This is a genomic window from Pelagimonas phthalicica (assembly GCF_004364805.1).
GTDB classification, from domain to species: Bacteria; Pseudomonadota; Alphaproteobacteria; order Rhodobacterales; family Rhodobacteraceae; genus Pelagimonas; species Pelagimonas phthalicica.
In genome coordinates this window covers 591,755-608,217 of the sequence record NZ_SOAP01000001.1, presented here as the reverse complement: position 1 = coordinate 608,217, position 16,463 = coordinate 591,755, and the positions used below count along the sequence as shown (strand labels likewise).

The window sequence follows — 16,463 nt, the reverse complement described above, 5'->3', positions numbered from 1 at the left end:
ATAGGCCGGACGGCCCGTTTTCACAAGGCCGCGCAACGGCCCCGGAGCAAAACCGGGGCCGTGAATAGGTGCTCGGATTGGCGATTTATTTAGAGGGGCGATCACCCGATGGGTCGATTTGCGCGCCCTGAACCTGAGCGCGATCCTTGATCATGTCGGTCAGCCCTTTGGATGTGGCATCGATGCATTCTTTGGTACCGGTTGTGGCATTGTAAGAGCAACGTTTGCCCTTGCCACAGCTGCCCGGTTTGCAATCGGCCAAGGCAGGGGCGGCGGTCAGGGCAAGGCAGGTCAAAGTATAGGTAAGTAGGCGCATAGGAATATCCCGAGGGTTTGAATAGAAGGCAGCCCGTAAAATTTTAGGCAAAATTGGCCTAGCATGTTCTGTTTGATCAGACAGGTCAGGAAATACCGACTGTTCACAGCCCTCACGCCGCGTCTTGCCCCAAATTTCATGGATGAAATTTGCAAATTCCGTCGACGGAATTTGGAGGCGCGTACCTCCAGGTCTTAATCTTCCTCAAACGGATCCCATTCATCCTCGACTTCGGGCAGCGCCTCTTCCTGCGCCTCGGCCGCGATTTGTTCGGGGGTGCGCACCTCTAGGATCTCGGCTTTGGGAAAGGCCGCGACAACCGCCTGTACCAGCGGGTGTTCTTCGGCCTTGGCGTGCAGCGCCAGCCGCGCCGCGTCGCGCCGTTCCACGATGGTGGGTGTGTTGCACTCATTGACGACGGTCACAACCCAGCGCTGCCCTGTCCAGCGCTGCAAGGCTCCTCCAAGACGCGCGGCAAGGTCGGGCGCGGCGGTCTCGGTCGGGGCAAATTCAATCCGTCCGGGTTGGTAGGCCGCAAGGCGCAGATTGCCCTCAATCTCAACCAGCATCTTCACATCACGATTGACCCGGATCAGCTCCAGCACATGCTCAAACGTGGCGTATTTCGCCAGCCCCTGATCGGTGGCCAAGGCGGTAACCGCACCACCGGCAAAGGCCACCGGCCCGCCATTGCCCGGTGCGGCGGGGCCGGGATGGGTTGGGTTGGGCATACCTGTCGCCTGCGCGCCCGCGCCGCCGCCCTGATGCATCATGCCGCCACCTTGCGGACCGGGGCCCGGAGGCGGCGCAGTTTCCTGCAACTTGCGGATCAGCTCTTCGGGGGCGGGCAGGTCGGCCACATGGGTCAAACGGATCACCGCCATCTCTGCCGCCATCATCGAAGACGGCGCATTTGACACTTCTTCGATCGCCTTCAGCAGCATCTGCCAGCTTCGGCTCAGGCTGCGCATACCCAGCCCGTCCGCAAAGGCCAGCCCACGCGCCCGTTCATCGGGCGAGATCGTCGGGTCTTCGGCGGCATCCGGGGTGATTTTCACCACTGAAATCCAATGGGTCAGCTCGGCCAAATCCTTCAAAATCGCCAGCGGGTCGGCCCCATCGGCATATTGCGACGCCAATTCCTGCAAGGCCCCGGCCGCATCGCCGCGCATGATGCGTTCGAACAGATCCATCACCCGGCCACGATCCGCCAGCCCCAGCATGGCGCGCACCTGATCCGCCGTGGTCTCTCCCGCCCCATGCGAAATGGCCTGATCCAGCAACGATGTTGCATCCCGAGCCGAGCCTTCCGCCGCGCGGGTGATCAGCGCCAAGGCCTCGTCCGTGATCTCACCACCCTCAGCGGTGGCGATCTTGCGCAGCAGGGCGATTTGGTCTTCGGGTTCGATCCGGCGCAGATCAAAGCGCTGGCAACGCGACAGAACCGTCACCGGAACCTTGCGGATTTCCGTGGTGGCAAAGATGAATTTCACATGGGCGGGCGGTTCCTCGAGCGTCTTCAACAGCGCGTTGAACGCGCTGGTCGACAACATGTGAACTTCGTCGATGATATAGATCTTGTAGCGCGCGCTGGCCGCCCGGTAATGCACGCTGTCGATGATCTCGCGGATGTCGTTCACCCCTGTGCGCGAGGCGGCGTCCATCTCCATCACATCCACATGGCGACCTTCCATGATCGCCTGACAATGTTCGCATTTCCCACAAGGATCGGTGGTTGGCCCGCCCTGGCCATCCTCGCCGATACAGTTCATCCCCTTGGCGATAATCCGCGCGGTGGTGGTTTTGCCGGTGCCGCGAATCCCTGTCATCACAAAGGCCTGCGCGATGCGATCCGCCTCAAACGCGTTGCGCAGCGTGCGCACCATGGCGTCCTGCCCGACCAGATCGGCAAAGGTTTCAGGGCGGTATTTACGGGCCAATACCTGATATTCGGGCGTGTCTGACATCGGGGTCCCAGTGCATTAAGTCAGGCTGCAAGTTACGCTTTGCGCTGCCTGCCGTCCACCGCTTGATTTCTGTTTCGATCCGAGGCAGTGTGCAGCCGGGCCGTTTGCAGGCGGCCACCTGATCCGCGGAAAGCGTTTGCACCTGCTCCAACCCTGCGCCGGTTTCTGACCAGCAACGGGATGGGCTGAATTTTCACCGAAAATTCGGTTTCTCTGCCCGATTTAGCGGATCATTGGGCAAGACGGAGGAACCCGATCATGTCCCCATTCCCCCCCGCGCTGTCGCTTGACCAATTGCGCCTAGAGGCCAAGCAATTGCACCGCGCCTATATGGCGGGTGAGCCACGCGCGATTGAACGCCTGCGCCAACGTCCGCCCCGGCGCGATGATGCTACCCTGAAACGGGCGGATTTCCTGCATGTGGTGGCACGCGAAAACGGCTTTGAAAGCTGGCCGCGCCTGAAACATGCGGCTGAAACGCTGGGCCTGGACCGCGCGGCCAAGATACAACGCCTGAAAATCGCGCTCTATCACGGGCAAAACACCGTGGTCTCAACCCTGCTCGAAGACACGCCTGACCTGGCCGAGGGGCATTTCGCCCTTCAGGTTGCGCTCTACGAGCTTGAGGCGGTGCAATCGGCCTTGGCAGACAACCCAAGCCTTGCCACGCAGAGCTTTGGCCCGCGCCGCCCGATTCTGCATCTGGCCTTTTCCAAATGGATCCATGCCTGGCCGGATCAGCGGGACAATATGTTGGGCATTGCCGAGCTATTGCTCGCCAATGGGGCCGATGTGAATGACGGCTTTCCGCATGAACCGGGCTCTGATCACAGGCTCTCGGCGCTTTATGGTGCGATTGGCCATGCCAATAACATGGCGCTGGGCCAATGGCTTTTGGATCACGGGGCCAATCCCAATGACAATGAAAGCCTCTATCACGCCACCGAGCTGGGCCATCATCAAGGACTTGAAATGTTGCTCAAGGCCGGGGCCGATCCGTCTGGCACCAATGCCTTGCTGCGGGCGATGGATTTCCACGATCACAAGGCGGTTGAGATGTTGCTGGCCCATGGGGCCAAGGCGGATGATTTCAACGATGCCGAGATTGGGGGAGAATCCCCCTGGGTCGTCCCCGCTCTGCATCAGGCCGCGCGGCGTGGCAGTGACGCCCGCATGATTGATCTGCTCCTGAGTGCTGGCGCTGACCCGGCACGCATCTATCAAGGGGCCAATGCCTATGCTTATGCCCGTGTGCATGGCAACATGGATTTGGTTCAGGCGATTGAGGCGCGTGATGCTGCCATGCCCTTGACCCGAGAAGAGACTCTGATGGCCCGCGCCGCCCAAGGGCTGGCCAGCCCGGGAGAGTATATCGACACCGCCCAACTCGCCCCGGCCTATGCCAATCTGATCCGCGAGATCCTGCACCTGCCGGGGCGATTGGATCAGGTCAAACAGCTCATCGCGTTGGGCCTGCCCTGGGACAAGCCCGACAGCGAAGGCCTGACCCCGGTGCAGCTTGCCGGGTGGGAGGGGTTGCCCGAGGTCATGGAATACTTCCTGAAACTCGGGCCGGATCTGTCACATGTGAATGGGTATGGTGGCACTTTGCTGTCCACCATCATCCATGGCTCGGAAAACAACCCGGATCGCGATGGGCGCGATTATCAGGCCTGTCTCGAATTGGCGCTGACCGAAGGTGTCGCGCTGCCCGCCCGAGACATCCCGCTGGTCGGGCGCGAAGACCTGCGCGCCTTTCTCGAAGATTGGGCCGAAGCCCGGCCAGGGCAGGTGGTTTGACCACAAAACAGGCGCGCCGGACGGGTCTGGCGCGCCGCTCCCCCCTCTCCCCAACCCGCTTGTGAACGAATCGCTAGGCCAAATCGGATGAATGTGTATCATCGCTTCGGTAAATTTTTTGCCGGTTCGATTGACTGGTGTGTTTTGCTTTGGGGGGATTGGAGATGGGATTGCGGGGCTTGCCTGGGAAAGGGCCTGGCAACCAAACGGATGGGGGGCATGACATGTCTGGTCCGGGGGGAACCTCGTGACCACACCGCCCTCTTCGTCTCAACACACCGAAACCCCGCGTGAAACCGTGCCTATCGTCATTCAGGCCTTGCCGGTTGGCGGCGGTATTCTGGCGCTCTCGACCCTGCCGGGGGCAGGGGGGGATTACGCTGGTGATCTCGAACATCTTTCCAGTTGGATGCCCGCCATGGTGATCACCCTGGCCACTGCCGAAGAGATGGCCGAGGCACGGGCAGAAAAACTTGGCGCGCAGATGCAGGATCGCGGTACGCGCTGGGTGCATTTCAAGATCGCCACCGATGAGGTCCCGCAAGAGGCGGGCGGTGAAAGCTGGGATCAGATCAGCGACCGCGCGCGCCGCGCACTCAAGGGCGGCGGGCGTGTGGTGGTGCTTTGTGGCGATGGCGGCGCGCGCTCGGCCATGGTGGCCCTGCGCCTGATGATCGAAACAGGGGCGGCGCCGGGCGATACCAAAGACCGTCTTGCCAGCGCACAAGAGGCCGGGATCGGCAATGCCACCCAGATCAACTGGGCCAAAGGTGCCCAACCCAATATGCCGCTCTTTATGCGGCATAGTGAGTAGGCCGTAGATCGCGACAGAGGTTCGCTCCCGGCACCGAGGGTGGGTGCCTTTGGACTTGGTGGCAGAGTTTGGGGTATCAAACAGGCACAGTTTCACGACACGCTGATTGGATTTCGCACCCGCCCTGGGAGGCGGGGTCATGCTGTAAGCATGCCTCTGGCATGAGTGCGAACCGGATCGCAAGCGATCCGGAGGCGGACTGCCTCGCGCATTCACTTGCTAAGTTTGCACGGAAAACCAAAGGTGAGAGATTGCATCGACCCAAACGGGACTCGTTGTGGCTGCTTCCTTCCGGACCTGACCAGGTTGGCGAGGCGTCTGCCCGCGCAACCTCTCAGGGCCTCATGTAATGGCGCGGATCGGGATTCGCAATGCTCTGTTTCAAATTCATGACAGCCGCCTCGCGCATGTTTCCCCTCGCACCTGCGATCAACAGGCTCTAAACGGGGGCATGAGCACCGAATTCGACATTTTCCTCGCTGGTCAGCCGGGCCTTGAACCCTTGCTGGCGCAAGAGGCCCGCGATCACGGCTTTGCCGATCCGCAACCCACCGCTGGCGGCGTCACCACCCGTGGCCCCTGGTCCGAGGTCTGGCGCGCCAATCTGACCTTGCGCGGGGCGGGGCGCGTTCTGGTGCGTATCGGGTCTTTTCGCGCCTTCCATCTGGCGCAGCTCGACAAACGGGCGCGTAAATTCGACTGGGCGGCTTTCTTGCGCCCTGACATCCCCGTCCGGGTCGAAGCCACCTGCCGCAATTCCAAGATCTACCATGACCGCGCCGCCCGCCAGCGGGTGGAACGCGCGATCACCGAGACTTTGGGGGCCCCGATCCAGCCCGAGGCCGCAATCCGCGTGTTGGTCCGCATCGAAGATGACCTTGTCACCCTCAGCCTCGACACCTCTGGCGAACCCTTGCACCGGCGCGGCCACAAAGAAGCGGTGGGCAAAGCGCCCATGCGCGAGACCCTCGCCGCGCTGTTTTTGCGTGAGTGCGGATATGACGGGCAGGAACCGGTGCTCGATCCGATGTGCGGCTCGGGCACTTTCCTGCTTGAGGCGGCGGAAATCGCGGCGGGCCTGCATCCCGGGCGCAGCCGTGAATTTGCCTTTGAACACTTCGCCGGGTTTGACACGGCCGCCTGGGGCGCGATGACGCAAAGCGCGCCTGAAATTGCACCAGAAACCGCACCCCAAATCCGCTTTTACGGATCAGACCGCGATGACGGCGCGATCCGCGGGGCAAGCGCCAATGCCAAACGGGCCGGGGTGGCGGACTGGTGCCAGTTCAGCCGCGCTCCGGTTGGTGAGGTGCAACGCCCCGACGGCCCGCCGGGCCTGGTGATCGTCAATCCACCTTACGGGGCGCGCATCGGCAACCGCAAATTGCTGTTCTCGCTCTATGGCAGCTTTGGGCAGATCATGCGCGAGCGCTTTGCTGGCTGGCGTGTCGGGCTGATCACCTCCGACGGCGGCCTTGCCAAGGCCTGCGATCTGCCCTTTACCTCCGGCCCGCCGGTGTCCTTTGGCGGGCTCAAGGTCAAGCTTTATAAGACCGGGGCGCTTTAGCGCTCAGGCTCCTGTGAGGGGGCTCTTCGTTAACAATGAGTAACGAAACCGAATAAGATTGATTGAAATCCCAGCAAACTGCCCGTATTGCGCGGCAGATTAATGGGTTTGCGCGGCAATTATCCTGGCCCGTGAATTCGGTTCTGGACCTTGGTGAAATTAAACCATAAGGTGAGTAAAATTTTGTTTCGCAACTTGTGCTGAGATTGTTTTCCGAAATTCCTGAAAGATCTTTCATGTTTAAAAACTTTTATTTCAAAAGAAATTTTCAGTCAGAGGCCCTCTGCACCGATTTCCTTTCCAAAGACGAACCGCATGACCTGAATTGCCTTTTCCTGTCCTCTCCAAAGGGGGTTGGGAAAACATCATTCATAATCAATGACTTGATGCCGAAGCTGCGACAGGATGGCGCAAATGTAGCCTATTGCGATCTTTGGTCGCAGGAAAGTGGCGGGGCAAGGGGCGAATTGCTGGTGGCTTTGAACGGTGTATTGGTTTCGGCCGGGTTGCACAGCCTTTCCAATCAACATGCCCCGCTTATTGCGGCATATCTTTCGAACGGAGGTGAAAAGCAAAAACCAAATGTGGCCTCTGTTACCGCGGGTTTTGTGCTTGGGTTGCTGCGTGATATTCTAGAATATACAAAGCGCGATCTGGTCCTGATATTGGACGAAGCCCAGGACATATTGGATGACGCCGACGGGATGGCGCTTTTGATCGGAATGCGTGCGCTGATGTCACCGGCGACACTGGCGGATGGGGCCGGGCGTTTGCGCCTGATCTGCACCGGGTCCTATCGTGACAAGCTCAACGCGCTTGTACTGCAAAAGGAAGCGCCGTTTTTCGGGGCCCATGTTCAGGAATTCCCGCGTTTGGGGCGGGAATTTGTCGAGGCCCTGACCGAGGCTTTGAACGCCCGTTTTTCCGACAGCAACCAATTGGATGTCGAGGATGTGGACACGGCCTTTTCCCTACTGGGCAATCAGCCCGCAACCCTGATCCATGTGCTTGTAGATCACGCGCTTGGGGCGCAGGGCAGCGCCGGGCTGCGTCAGACCATCACGCAAAATCCAGACAGTTTGCGCTTGCTGGCCTGGCAAACGCAAAATAGCGGGTTTGAGGGCCTGACCGCGTTGCAACGCCGGGTGCTCGAGGTGCTGTTGGAGGATGGCAGTGGGTTTTCCCCCTTTGCGGCCCGGACCCTGGCGCGGATCGGGGAGGCCATGGGCGAAAAACCATCAGCGCCCAAGGTGCAAAAGGCGCTGGACGGGCTGCGTGAACGCGGGATTGTCTGGCGTCCGGGGCGCGGCCGCTATGCGCTGCAGGATCAGGACATGCGCGAATGGTTGGGGCGATTGTTGGCAGCCTGAAGCGCCGGTTAGAGCGGGGTTACAGCGTGTTCAGTTTGATCAGATTCAAGTATTCTCTCGGCAGGTCGAGGCAGCGTTTGCAGGGCACAACGCGTTCGACCTGCCGAGTGAATTCAATTGAACTGAACGCGCTCTAAATCAAGCCGGCTTTGCCAGCGCCAGCCAGCAGGTCAGCGGCCATATGGTGGGCATATTGGCCGCTGACCGGGGCGGTGTCGGGGATCAGAACCACGCACATCCCGGCGGCAAAAGCGGATTGCGCGCCTGTCTCGCTATCCTCAAAGGCCAGGCAGGCGGTTGGGGCTATGCCAAGGCGCTCTGCCGCCAAAAGATATGGATCAGGGGCCGGTTTGGCCCGGCTTACGCAATCCACCGAAATCACGATGTCAAATCGATCCGCCAGCCCGGCGGCCTGCAATTTGTGTTGGGCCGAGTCCCGAAAGGAGGAGGTTGCGATGGCCTTGGGGAGGTTCAGCCGGTCGATATGATCCAGGATCTGCGCAACGCCGGGCTTTTGCGGGATGCCCTGGTGGTGCAATTCGCGCGATTTTTGCCCCCAAAGCTGGTTGAGGCGGTCCGTATCCAAATCGGGCCAGCGGGCAATGATCTGAGCCATGCCCGTGTCAAAGTCCACCCCGACCAGGCTGTCAAAGAACCCATCGGGCACGTCTAACCCGAGCGTTTGAAACGCGTGTTCCCCGGCGCGGCGCGCCATGGCTTCGGTGTCCAAAAGCGTTCCATCGAGATCAAAGATCACGCCCTGATACGTCATTGTTTTTGCAAGCCACCCGGGCAGTAGAACTTGGTATAGAGACCGTAACAGCTGGCTTGGCGCTCAAACCCGTCCAGGTCGAGCTTGGCATAGAGGTAGCGGTCTTCGTAAGTGAGATCGATGCCGCTGCGCAGCAGGTCGTAACAGCTGTTGGGATCCAGGCGGCAGGCCAGAAGGGCGGCGGCGTTAAGCCCGTCTTGTTCGCCCAGTTTTTGCGTGCTGATTGCGGTCATGAGTTGGCTTTTCAACTCTGCCTCGGCGGCATCGGGGCCGGGCTTGGTGACAAACGCGGCCAGAGCGGCCATAAAGATCATACCGGCGAGGAACTTGTACATGAGGTGGTCCTGAACTGCTGCTTTGCCCTTGGCATAGGCGAGGGCGCGGCAAAAGTCACGCGGGGGATGGGGGCGGACGCTGGTCAGCAAGCTGACCTCGCCCCACCCACCATCCCGCAGGCACTCCGCACGCATAGAAAACAGGCGCGTTTGTTATGCCGCGCCTGTTTGTGGTTTCCGTTATTGGTGCGCCTTAAAGCTTGATGCGGAAGGCGGCGAATCCATTGGCTCCATCCCCGGCATCCTCGATGCTCACACCTTTGACATCGTTGATATAGTCACGCGCCTTGGGCCCTGTTTCGAACAGCACGGTGGTGCCGTCCAGCGGGGCAAAGGACCAGTTGGCATCGGCCTTGGGGTCAATGGTGCCCTGTTCCACAATATAACGCACGATCACGTCGCGGTTGGTATCCGGGGCCTCAAAGACAATGGTGTCCTTGGTGCCCGGGAAGTTTCCGCCACCCGAGGCGCGGTAATTGTTGGTGGCGATGATGAATTCCATATCATCGGTCACCGGCTCACCATTGAATTTCAGGTCGACAATCCGGCTTGCGCCTTCATCCAGCAGCTCACCTTTGGGGGCAAAGCGCGAGGGCTGGCTGAGGTCGATCTGATATGTCACCCCGTCGATCACATCAAAGTTGTAGGACGGGAAGGACGGGTTGAGCAGGATCGCATCAGACGACCCGGCCTCGATCTGGTTGAACATCCCGGCCGAGCGTTCCAGCCAGCCCTTGACCTGCGCCCCGGTGACCCGCACCGCGCGCACGGTGTTGGGGTAGAGGTAGAGGTCAGAGACGTTCTTGATCGCCACATCACCCACGGCCACATCGGTGTAATATTCCGGGCCACCGCGGCCACCGGCCTTGAACGGCGCCGCAGCCGAGAGCACCGGCAGGCCTTCGTGTTCGGTGCCTTTGAGCATCTGCTCCACATACCACTTCTGTGCAATCGACACGATTTGGACCGAGGGATCATCGGCCACCAGCGCAAAATAGGAATGCAGCGGCGCGGATGTCTTGCCGACGGCGCGGCGCACATAGGCCAGGGTTTCCTCGTGATCTTTGGCGGTGGCCGCCAGAACCGCCTGATCATCCTCGACCAGTGCGGTGATGGAGCGATCTTCGTTGCGCTTGGAGATCGGGCGGGATTCCGAGGTGGTGGTGATCACGCGCCATTCATTGCCCTCGCGTTCCAGCAGCAAGTCGATCACACCCAGATGCGAGCCCCAGAAACCGCCCATGACGGCGGGTTTGCCGTGGATGGTGCCCTTTTCCGCGTCCACAGCGGCGTAATCCGCATAGGTGGCCGAGGGGAAGACCAAGTGTGAATGCCCGGTGACCAGCGCGTCAATCCCGTCAACAGCCGCCAGCGGAACCGAGGCGTTTTCCATGCCGTCACTGTGATCCGCCGAGCCAATGCCCGAATGGGACAGCGCGATGATGATATCCGCGCCTTGTTCTTTCATTTCGGGGATATAGGCCTTGGCGGTCTCGACAATATCGCGGGCCGAGACATTGCCCTCAAGATGGCGACGATCCCAGTTCATCACCTGCGGCGGGGTAAAACCAATCACGCCAACCTTGATCTGATGGGGCTCGCCATTGCCGTCTGTCAACTCGCGCTCAAGGATCGAATAGGGCTTGAACAGGGTCTTGTCTTCGCGCGGGCTTGCGCCCTGTTCTTTGGCGATATTGGCCAGCACAATCGGGAATTCCGCCCCGGCGGCGGATTTCATCAGAAAGTCGAGGCCATAGTTGAATTCGTGGTTGCCGATGGTGGCCGCATCATAGCCCAGCGTATTAAAGGCGGTGATGATCGGGTGCATATCACCCTCTTTCATGCCGCGCTCATAGGCGATGTAATCGCCCATCGGGTTGCCCTGCAAAAAGTCGCCATTATCGACCAGCAGGCTGTTGGTGGCCTCGGCGCGGATTTCATTGATGATCGAGGCAGCCCGGCTCAGCCCAACCGTGTCGCGTGGTTTGTCCGCGTAGTAATCATAGGGGTGCACATGCACGTGGATATCGGTGGTTTCCAGAATACGCAGATGCGCCTGATTTGAGGACGCCGCAGCAGAATAGGGGTGCAGGGCGATCATCGTGGCACCGGCGGTGGTGCTGGCTAGGAATTGGCGGCGCGACAGTTTATTGAATGTGTTGGACATGAGTAACCTCTTTGTATTTTTGGTTGGTCCTTCTGCTTATGTGGCAGCGACTCTCAACAGGATTGTGACAGGATACCATGATTCCTCGGGTTGCAAGGCATCACAGTTTTTCGCGTCGCTTGCCGTTGCGTCCCGCGCCAAAGCAGGCCACAGTCGCGCCGGAAAAAGAGGCAGGCACATGAAGCACGCAGAAACGGTTACCTTTGGTGGCTCTGACCTGGATCGGGCCGCGGATTTACGTGGCGATATCCCGGCTTTGGCGGCGGCGATGCAGGCCCCGGACACCCGTTGTGCCTTGATTTGGCGGGGAAAACCGCTGATTTCGGGCGACGGAGCGTTGGATTTGGTCCGCGTGCCGATGACCCATCCGGTGCTGGCCGAGGCACGCAGCGCGCCGATGCTTTTGGGCCGCGAAAATGGCGCGGCGCTGTTTGCTCATGACCTGTCTGCCTGGGAACCCGAGGGGCTGGATAGCGAGGCGCTGAAACAATTCATCGACCCCAGCGAACAGCGCCACCCAAGCTTTGACGGCGATGAACGCTTTGCCGAGCTGCGCGGGATCATGACCCGTCTCTCTGCCCGTGATGCCGAGCTTGCGGCGACCATGCGCTCGATCTTTGCCTGGCATGCCAGCCATGGGTTTTGCAGCAAATGCGGCGCGAAAACCGAGTGGTATCAGGCCGGATGGCAAAGCATTTGCCCCAGCTGCGGCACCCAGCATTTTCCGCGCACCGATCCGGTGGTGATCATGCTGATCACCCGTGGCAACAAGACCCTGTTGGGCCGCTCGCCGGGTTGGCCCGAGGGCATGTATTCCTGCCTCGCAGGCTTTCTGGAACCGGGCGAAACCATCGAGGCGGCGGTGCGGCGTGAAGTGATGGAAGAGGCGGGCGTGCCGGTTGGTCCTGTGCGCTATCTCGCCAGCCAGCCCTGGGCTTTTCCGTCGTCCCTGATGATCGGCTGCCATGGCGAAGCCTTGGACGGTGCGATCACGCTGGACCCCAATGAGCTTGAGGATGCGCGCTGGGTCAGCCGCGAGGATATGATCGAAGCCTATGCCGGACAGCGCAGCGACATTCTGCCCGGTCGAAAAGGGGCAATTGCTCATTTTCTCATCAGAAATTGGTTGGCAGATCGATTGGATTAACGGCAAAACTCGGCTATGAATTCGTTAACAAACACCACAAATGGGTCGAGCATATGGAACTGACAGCACGCGAAGATATCGAAGCCCCCCTGGATCGGGTCTTTGCCGAGGTGACGGATTTCGACGGGATCGAACGTCAGGTGCTGCGTCGGGGGATCGATGTGCGCCGCACCAATGATCCGGGGCAGGTGGCTGCCGGGATGGCCTGGCAGGCGGGGTTTCGCTTTCGCGGCAAGACGCGGACGGCGGATATTGAGCTGGCCGAGTACAGCGCGCCCGAACAATTGGTGTTCACCAGCATTTCCGGCGGGCTAGAGGCGCGCACAACCGTGGATCTGGTTGCCCTGTCACGCTCGCGCACTCGGATCGGGGTGGTGACGGAATTCCTGCCCAAAACCCTGTCAGCCCGGCTTTTGGTGCAATCTCTGAAACTGGCCAAAGGCGGGATCGACAAGCGTTTCCGCAACCGCATGGGCCTGCTGGCCAAAGATCTGGAAAATCGCCTGAAAGGGTAACAGGTCCAAAAGTTTTAGGAGGGTCAGCAAGCCCTGATTTGGCGGCACTGGTTTCAATGATCTTGTTTCTGACTAGGCACGTCGCTGCAGAAATACTGGGTGTATTTCAAGGCGACGTAACGCAGTTCAGAGAGAAGATCATTGAAATCCTTTGGACGCACGGAGCGCTGCAAAGCAGCGGCTTTGAGCGCTTGCAATTGACCCAGCCAGTTCCTGCGCGCTCAAAACCTCTGCTTTATTGCCCTTCGCGCGCCAGTGCCGCCAAATCAGGGCTTGCTGACCCTACACTTTTGCAAATTCCGTGGACGGAATTTGGTTGCGGGGCCCGTGATGTCACGCGCCCCGCTGATGGTGTTAATAGTGGCACACGGCATTGGCCGTCTGCAAAACCGTCCCGGGATGATCCGGCAGGCGCAGGAAGGTCACGCGGCGGTTTTCCGGGGCTTTCGGGTTATACTCGTTCTTGAGCACATATTCCCCAAACCCCACCGGGTAGAGCGGCAATTGCACATAGCTGCTCTCCAGCGCTCGGGTCACCGATGCCGCGCGGCGCAGGGACAGATCGCAGTTATAGCCTTCGGACCCAGCGGAATCCGTATGGCCGATCACCGCGTAAGGCGTGCCCGACAGGGCCGGGTCCTGTAGCGCCGCCACCAGCTGGGTCAGCTTGCCCAGTTGATCGGCGCGGATGTGGTCGCTGTTATAATCAAACTCAATCGAGATCGCGACCGAGGGCAGGGCGATTTTGCCCCCCGCATAGGGGTCATGCGCCGGAGGTGGCGTATGGCCTGCGGCATAGTTCGGATCATGGCTGGGCTTGGCGGTGTAATCCGGCGCCTTTTTGGGGTCCTTATAGGCCGGTGCGGGCGGCGCATCATAGACCGGTGGCTTGGCCGGAGGTTCGGTGCTGATCGCGACCTTGTGGTCGTTCAGGTCCAGCACCAGAGTCTCGTATTGCGGGGCCACGGCGCTTTCGAACTGCACGCCGCTGTCATCCCGGCCAATATCAGCACAATTCGCCGCCGAGGCATCGAACATGCAGCGCGCCAATGGGTTGGTGGGTTTCGCCTTGATCTCGGGCAGGGCATCCCCTGCACCTGGAATGAAAATCTCTCCGCTTTGCGCTTGGGCTGCCATGGGGGCCACCAGAGGCAGCCCCAGGCAGAGCGCGGAGGTTATCAGGGTTTTCTTCAACATCTCCGCCTCCTGTTCTTAATGTGCGGTTACAACGACCGAGATCTGGGATTTGACGATTTTCGGGTTGTGATCGCTCACGCCACGATAATCGACACCGGCCGGGCTGTGCTTGTCCTTGCCGTGATCATCCCCCAGATCCAGCGCCAGAACTTCGTTCACGACGGTTTCATACTGGTCTTTGGTCAGTGGCTTGTGATCGGCGGCACAGGACACCTTGGATGTGTCGCGGGTGTGCAGATCAATCGCATCATGACCACCATTACAGATGGCCAGAATGGTTTCCAGACCTTCATGCGTGGTGCGCAAAGTGCCCTTGGGCGGGAAGACATACTGGCTGCCACCTTTGATCACGATGTCATCGAGACCAGGGAAAGGATACAGAACGCAGCTCTGGTGACGGTCGTCAATCGAGATCAGGGTCAAGCGGCAATCATGGCGCGGCTCGATATAGACCTGCAGACCTTCGCCCACCGAATAGGTCGGCTTGTCGGTGTACACCGTCAGGTGCGACTGGCTAGGCACCGAATGGGCAACCGGGTCATAGGCTTTGTGATCAGGCTTGGCCACATCCGCATAGGTCGTGTCTGGCACGTGCTTTTTCGCAGGCGGTGGGGCATAGACCGAATGATCATCCTTGACCGGTGGCTCATACGGGGTGTCCTTGACCACCGCTGCCACGGTGTGGGTCAGGTTGGCCACAGGCTTGTGATCATTCACATAGGGACGGTAATCGGTCAGCTTCTCCAGCAGAACCGGATAGGCGGCTGTCCATTCATCCCGTGCAATCGGGCTTTGCTCCAGACGGGTCATCAGGCTGGCAAACTGGTGTCCAACAAAAGGCATCCGCTTGCGCAGCTCCTCCTCAGGCATGCCCAGCTCGTTTGCGGCTTGCTGCAGATCGACAAAGTGATCGACATAATAGACAAACAGCCCGCGCACCGGTTCAAGCCCACCGGCGGTGGTCTCCGGGTCGATCCCGGCCGAGGTCAGCGTGTCAAAAAACGCCTGCTGGTCTTTCTTGAACCAGTCCTGCACCACGTCATTGCCCGGATAGATCGCGTCGATGGTCTGACGGCTTGAAGGGGACAGGGACAGGTTGCTCATGGCCACATCACGCACGCCATCATCGTTATAGCGAATGCCCTTGGAGTGGCAGGAAATACAGCTGATGCCGTTCACCACCTCGCCGGTGCCATCGGAATAGTCATCGTCGCGCACAATGCTGGTGGGGCCAACATCCAGACGCTCGCCTTCGGCAGTATTCAGGTAATAGGCGTGGAAGCCGTTGGGCAGGGTAAAGATCGACTCGCCACCATCATGGTTAAAGGCCAGCTCTTCGCCATAGGCCTCTTTGGGACCCAGCGGATATTCGAAAAAGCTCTGACGCCCCTTCGATCCGGCAAAGTCATAGGACGTCCAGAAGAAGCCGGTGCCAAGCGCGTGACGCTCGATCAGGCGGTTGTTGGTCGACACGCCCGAATCCTGGAATCCGGCGCGGACAACCTGTTCGTTCTGGATGTTCTTGACCATGTCCAGGTTCAACAGCTGCTCCAGCCCCTGAACCGTGTCCGGCAGACCCAGCAGATCATAATAAAGCGGCGAGACCGACGCGGTGGCAGCAAACCAGTCGGCGCGCAGGATCGGCACCTCGGTCTTGGCCATATGCTTCAGCGGGCTCAGATAAGGGTCGGTTTCGCTGCCAACACCGTAGGGATAGATTGCCTCAAGCGTATGCCACTTGTGCTGGTCCCAATCGATCTCAGGCAGGTAAATGCGCATCAACACGCCATATTCATCCACCGCTTCCCACTTATAGGGCTCGGGGTTCCAGCTCAGGGCGTTGATCATTTTGACCGTCGCCTGACGATAGGCCTCGTAGTTTTCCGGGCTTACGTCCGAGTCGTTATACAGCGGGCGAAGCGAGATATAGCGGATGCGGTCGCGGCGGTTGGTGGGCTGCTTTTGCAGATCTTCATGGGCGAGGCGATGCAGCTCTTCGAGCGAGACAAATTTCTTTTCCTCGACATCGTCATCCAGCCCGTCAATCCACAGCTTGAGAACCTCAAGCTCTTCGGCCTTGGGGGTACAATCGGCGGACCAGCAATTGTCCGGCATGGGCGGCGAACCACCGGCGATCACCTGATACAGCTTGGACTTGGTGTGATCGCCCAAGGTCACAAATTTCGGATCCTGCGCCAGGCGGCGCATGTCCAGCACGTGGCCAAACCCGGATTTCGACTTGGTCAGACCGTTTTCCAGCGCGCCGTCCTGGTGGCAGCTGGCGCAATATTTATCCAGCACCTTATAGGCGGCTTCTTCGGCGGGGCTGGCATCCATTGGCAGGGGCGGGGCCCCGACCGGGTCAGCACCCGGAGCGGCGGTGGGGGCGGCAACCGGGGTCGCCGTCTCCTGCGCCATTGCGGCGGGCGCGGTCAGGATCGCCGCAGTCGCCAAAAGGCTGGCTTTGAACAGATTTACGCGTTTCATATCACTTCT

General features: G+C 59.9%; 13 protein-coding genes and 1 other RNA gene. 6 read left to right on the top strand and 8 right to left on the bottom strand.

The features are described from left to right. Nucleotides 1-85 precede the first annotated feature (85 nt). The gene (locus tag CLV87_RS02990; RefSeq protein ID WP_099243513.1) at nt 86-316 is read right to left on the bottom strand and encodes a hypothetical protein; all 231 of its coding nucleotides are present in this window, start codon (nt 314-316) and stop codon (nt 86-88) included. Nucleotides 317-510: 194 nt separating this feature from the next. Then, entirely contained in the window at nt 511-2,283 is a 1,773-nt protein-coding gene (locus CLV87_RS02985) for a DNA polymerase III subunit gamma/tau (RefSeq protein ID WP_099243514.1), read from the bottom strand. Between the two features lie 258 nt (nt 2,284-2,541). On the opposite strand from CLV87_RS02985, the gene CLV87_RS02980 reads away from it, so the two are divergent. Together CLV87_RS02980 and CLV87_RS02975 are read left to right on the top strand one after the other, a co-directional pair. Next, nucleotides 2,542-4,083 (top strand): ankyrin repeat domain-containing protein, encoded by a 1,542-nt coding sequence (locus tag CLV87_RS02980; RefSeq protein ID WP_099243515.1) that lies wholly within the window; start codon nt 2,542-2,544, stop codon nt 4,081-4,083. A 247-nt stretch (nt 4,084-4,330) separates the two neighbouring features. Then, on the top strand, nt 4,331-4,897 hold the full coding sequence (locus CLV87_RS02975) for a protein-tyrosine phosphatase family protein (RefSeq protein WP_099243516.1): 567 nt from the start codon (nt 4,331-4,333) through the stop codon (nt 4,895-4,897). Nucleotides 4,898-5,136: 239 nt separating this feature from the next. On the opposite strand, the gene ffs is transcribed toward CLV87_RS02975, so the two are convergent. Beyond that, nucleotides 5,137-5,234, bottom strand: an RNA gene (gene ffs / locus CLV87_RS02970) — signal recognition particle sRNA small type. Between the two features lie 114 nt (nt 5,235-5,348). On the opposite strand from ffs, the gene CLV87_RS02965 reads away from it, so the two are divergent. After that, complete coding sequence (locus CLV87_RS02965; protein ID WP_099244835.1) at nt 5,349-6,464, top strand: THUMP domain-containing class I SAM-dependent RNA methyltransferase; 1,116 nt, start codon at nt 5,349-5,351, stop codon at nt 6,462-6,464. Nucleotides 6,465-6,850: 386 nt separating this feature from the next. Further along, a complete protein-coding gene (locus CLV87_RS02960; protein WP_133840674.1) occupies nt 6,851-7,834 on the top strand; it encodes an ATP-binding protein in 984 nt (327 codons plus the stop codon). A gap of 133 nt (nt 7,835-7,967) precedes the next feature. Here CLV87_RS02960 and CLV87_RS02955 read toward each other — a convergent pair whose 3' ends face one another. The 3 genes from CLV87_RS02955 to CLV87_RS02945 all read right to left on the bottom strand — a co-directional run bounded on the left by CLV87_RS02955 (nt 7,968) and on the right by CLV87_RS02945 (nt 11,108). After that, nucleotides 7,968-8,606 carry an HAD family hydrolase gene (locus CLV87_RS02955; protein ID WP_099243518.1) on the bottom strand — a complete coding sequence of 213 codons (639 nt, stop codon included), beginning with the start codon at nt 8,604-8,606 and terminating at the stop codon, nt 7,968-7,970. Beyond that, nucleotides 8,603-9,031, bottom strand: a complete 429-nt coding sequence (locus CLV87_RS02950) for a hypothetical protein (RefSeq protein ID WP_133840673.1) — start codon at nt 9,029-9,031, stop codon at nt 8,603-8,605. Before CLV87_RS02950 ends, CLV87_RS02955 begins: the two co-directional genes overlap by 4 nt. A 103-nt stretch (nt 9,032-9,134) precedes the next feature. Next, the gene (locus CLV87_RS02945) at nt 9,135-11,108 is read right to left on the bottom strand and encodes a bifunctional 2',3'-cyclic-nucleotide 2'-phosphodiesterase/3'-nucleotidase (protein ID WP_099243520.1); all 1,974 of its coding nucleotides are present in this window, start codon (nt 11,106-11,108) and stop codon (nt 9,135-9,137) included. 178 nt (nt 11,109-11,286) lie between these two features. On the opposite strand from CLV87_RS02945, the gene nudC reads away from it, so the two are divergent. Further along, nucleotides 11,287-12,255 (top strand): NAD(+) diphosphatase, encoded by a 969-nt coding sequence (nudC, locus tag CLV87_RS02940; protein ID WP_099243521.1) that lies wholly within the window; start codon nt 11,287-11,289, stop codon nt 12,253-12,255. Nucleotides 12,256-12,308: 53 nt separating this feature from the next. Next, nucleotides 12,309-12,770 carry an SRPBCC family protein gene (locus CLV87_RS02935; protein ID WP_099243522.1) on the top strand — a complete coding sequence of 154 codons (462 nt, stop codon included), beginning with the start codon at nt 12,309-12,311 and terminating at the stop codon, nt 12,768-12,770. 354 nt (nt 12,771-13,124) lie between these two features. On the opposite strand, the gene CLV87_RS02930 is transcribed toward CLV87_RS02935, so the two are convergent. Both CLV87_RS02930 and CLV87_RS02925 read right to left on the bottom strand, forming a co-directional pair. Continuing rightward, nucleotides 13,125-13,967, bottom strand: a complete 843-nt coding sequence (locus CLV87_RS02930; protein WP_099243523.1) for an OmpA family protein — start codon at nt 13,965-13,967, stop codon at nt 13,125-13,127. 15 nt (nt 13,968-13,982) lie between these two features. Further along, nucleotides 13,983-16,454 (bottom strand): DUF4384 domain-containing protein, encoded by a 2,472-nt coding sequence (locus CLV87_RS02925; protein WP_099243524.1) that lies wholly within the window; start codon nt 16,452-16,454, stop codon nt 13,983-13,985. Nucleotides 16,455-16,463 lie beyond the last annotated feature (9 nt).

Coding starts and splice junctions, on each gene's coding strand:
- CLV87_RS02930 (WP_099243523.1), bottom strand. CDS start 13,967: ATGTTGAAGAAAACCCTGATAACCTCCGCGCTCTGCCTGGGGCTGCCT.
- CLV87_RS02980 (WP_099243515.1), top strand. CDS start 2,542: ATGTCCCCATTCCCCCCCGCGCTGTCGCTTGACCAATTGCGCCTAGAG.
- CLV87_RS02935 (WP_099243522.1), top strand. CDS start 12,309: ATGGAACTGACAGCACGCGAAGATATCGAAGCCCCCCTGGATCGGGTC.
- CLV87_RS02990 (WP_099243513.1), bottom strand. CDS start 316: ATGCGCCTACTTACCTATACTTTGACCTGCCTTGCCCTGACCGCCGCC.
- nudC (WP_099243521.1), top strand. CDS start 11,287: ATGAAGCACGCAGAAACGGTTACCTTTGGTGGCTCTGACCTGGATCGG.
- CLV87_RS02955 (WP_099243518.1), bottom strand. CDS start 8,606: ATGACGTATCAGGGCGTGATCTTTGATCTCGATGGAACGCTTTTGGAC.
- CLV87_RS02965 (WP_099244835.1), top strand. CDS start 5,349: ATGAGCACCGAATTCGACATTTTCCTCGCTGGTCAGCCGGGCCTTGAA.
- CLV87_RS02960 (WP_133840674.1), top strand. CDS start 6,851: ATGCCGAAGCTGCGACAGGATGGCGCAAATGTAGCCTATTGCGATCTT.
- CLV87_RS02985 (WP_099243514.1), bottom strand. CDS start 2,283: ATGTCAGACACGCCCGAATATCAGGTATTGGCCCGTAAATACCGCCCT.
- CLV87_RS02945 (WP_099243520.1), bottom strand. CDS start 11,108: ATGTCCAACACATTCAATAAACTGTCGCGCCGCCAATTCCTAGCCAGC.
- CLV87_RS02925 (WP_099243524.1), bottom strand. CDS start 16,454: ATGAAACGCGTAAATCTGTTCAAAGCCAGCCTTTTGGCGACTGCGGCG.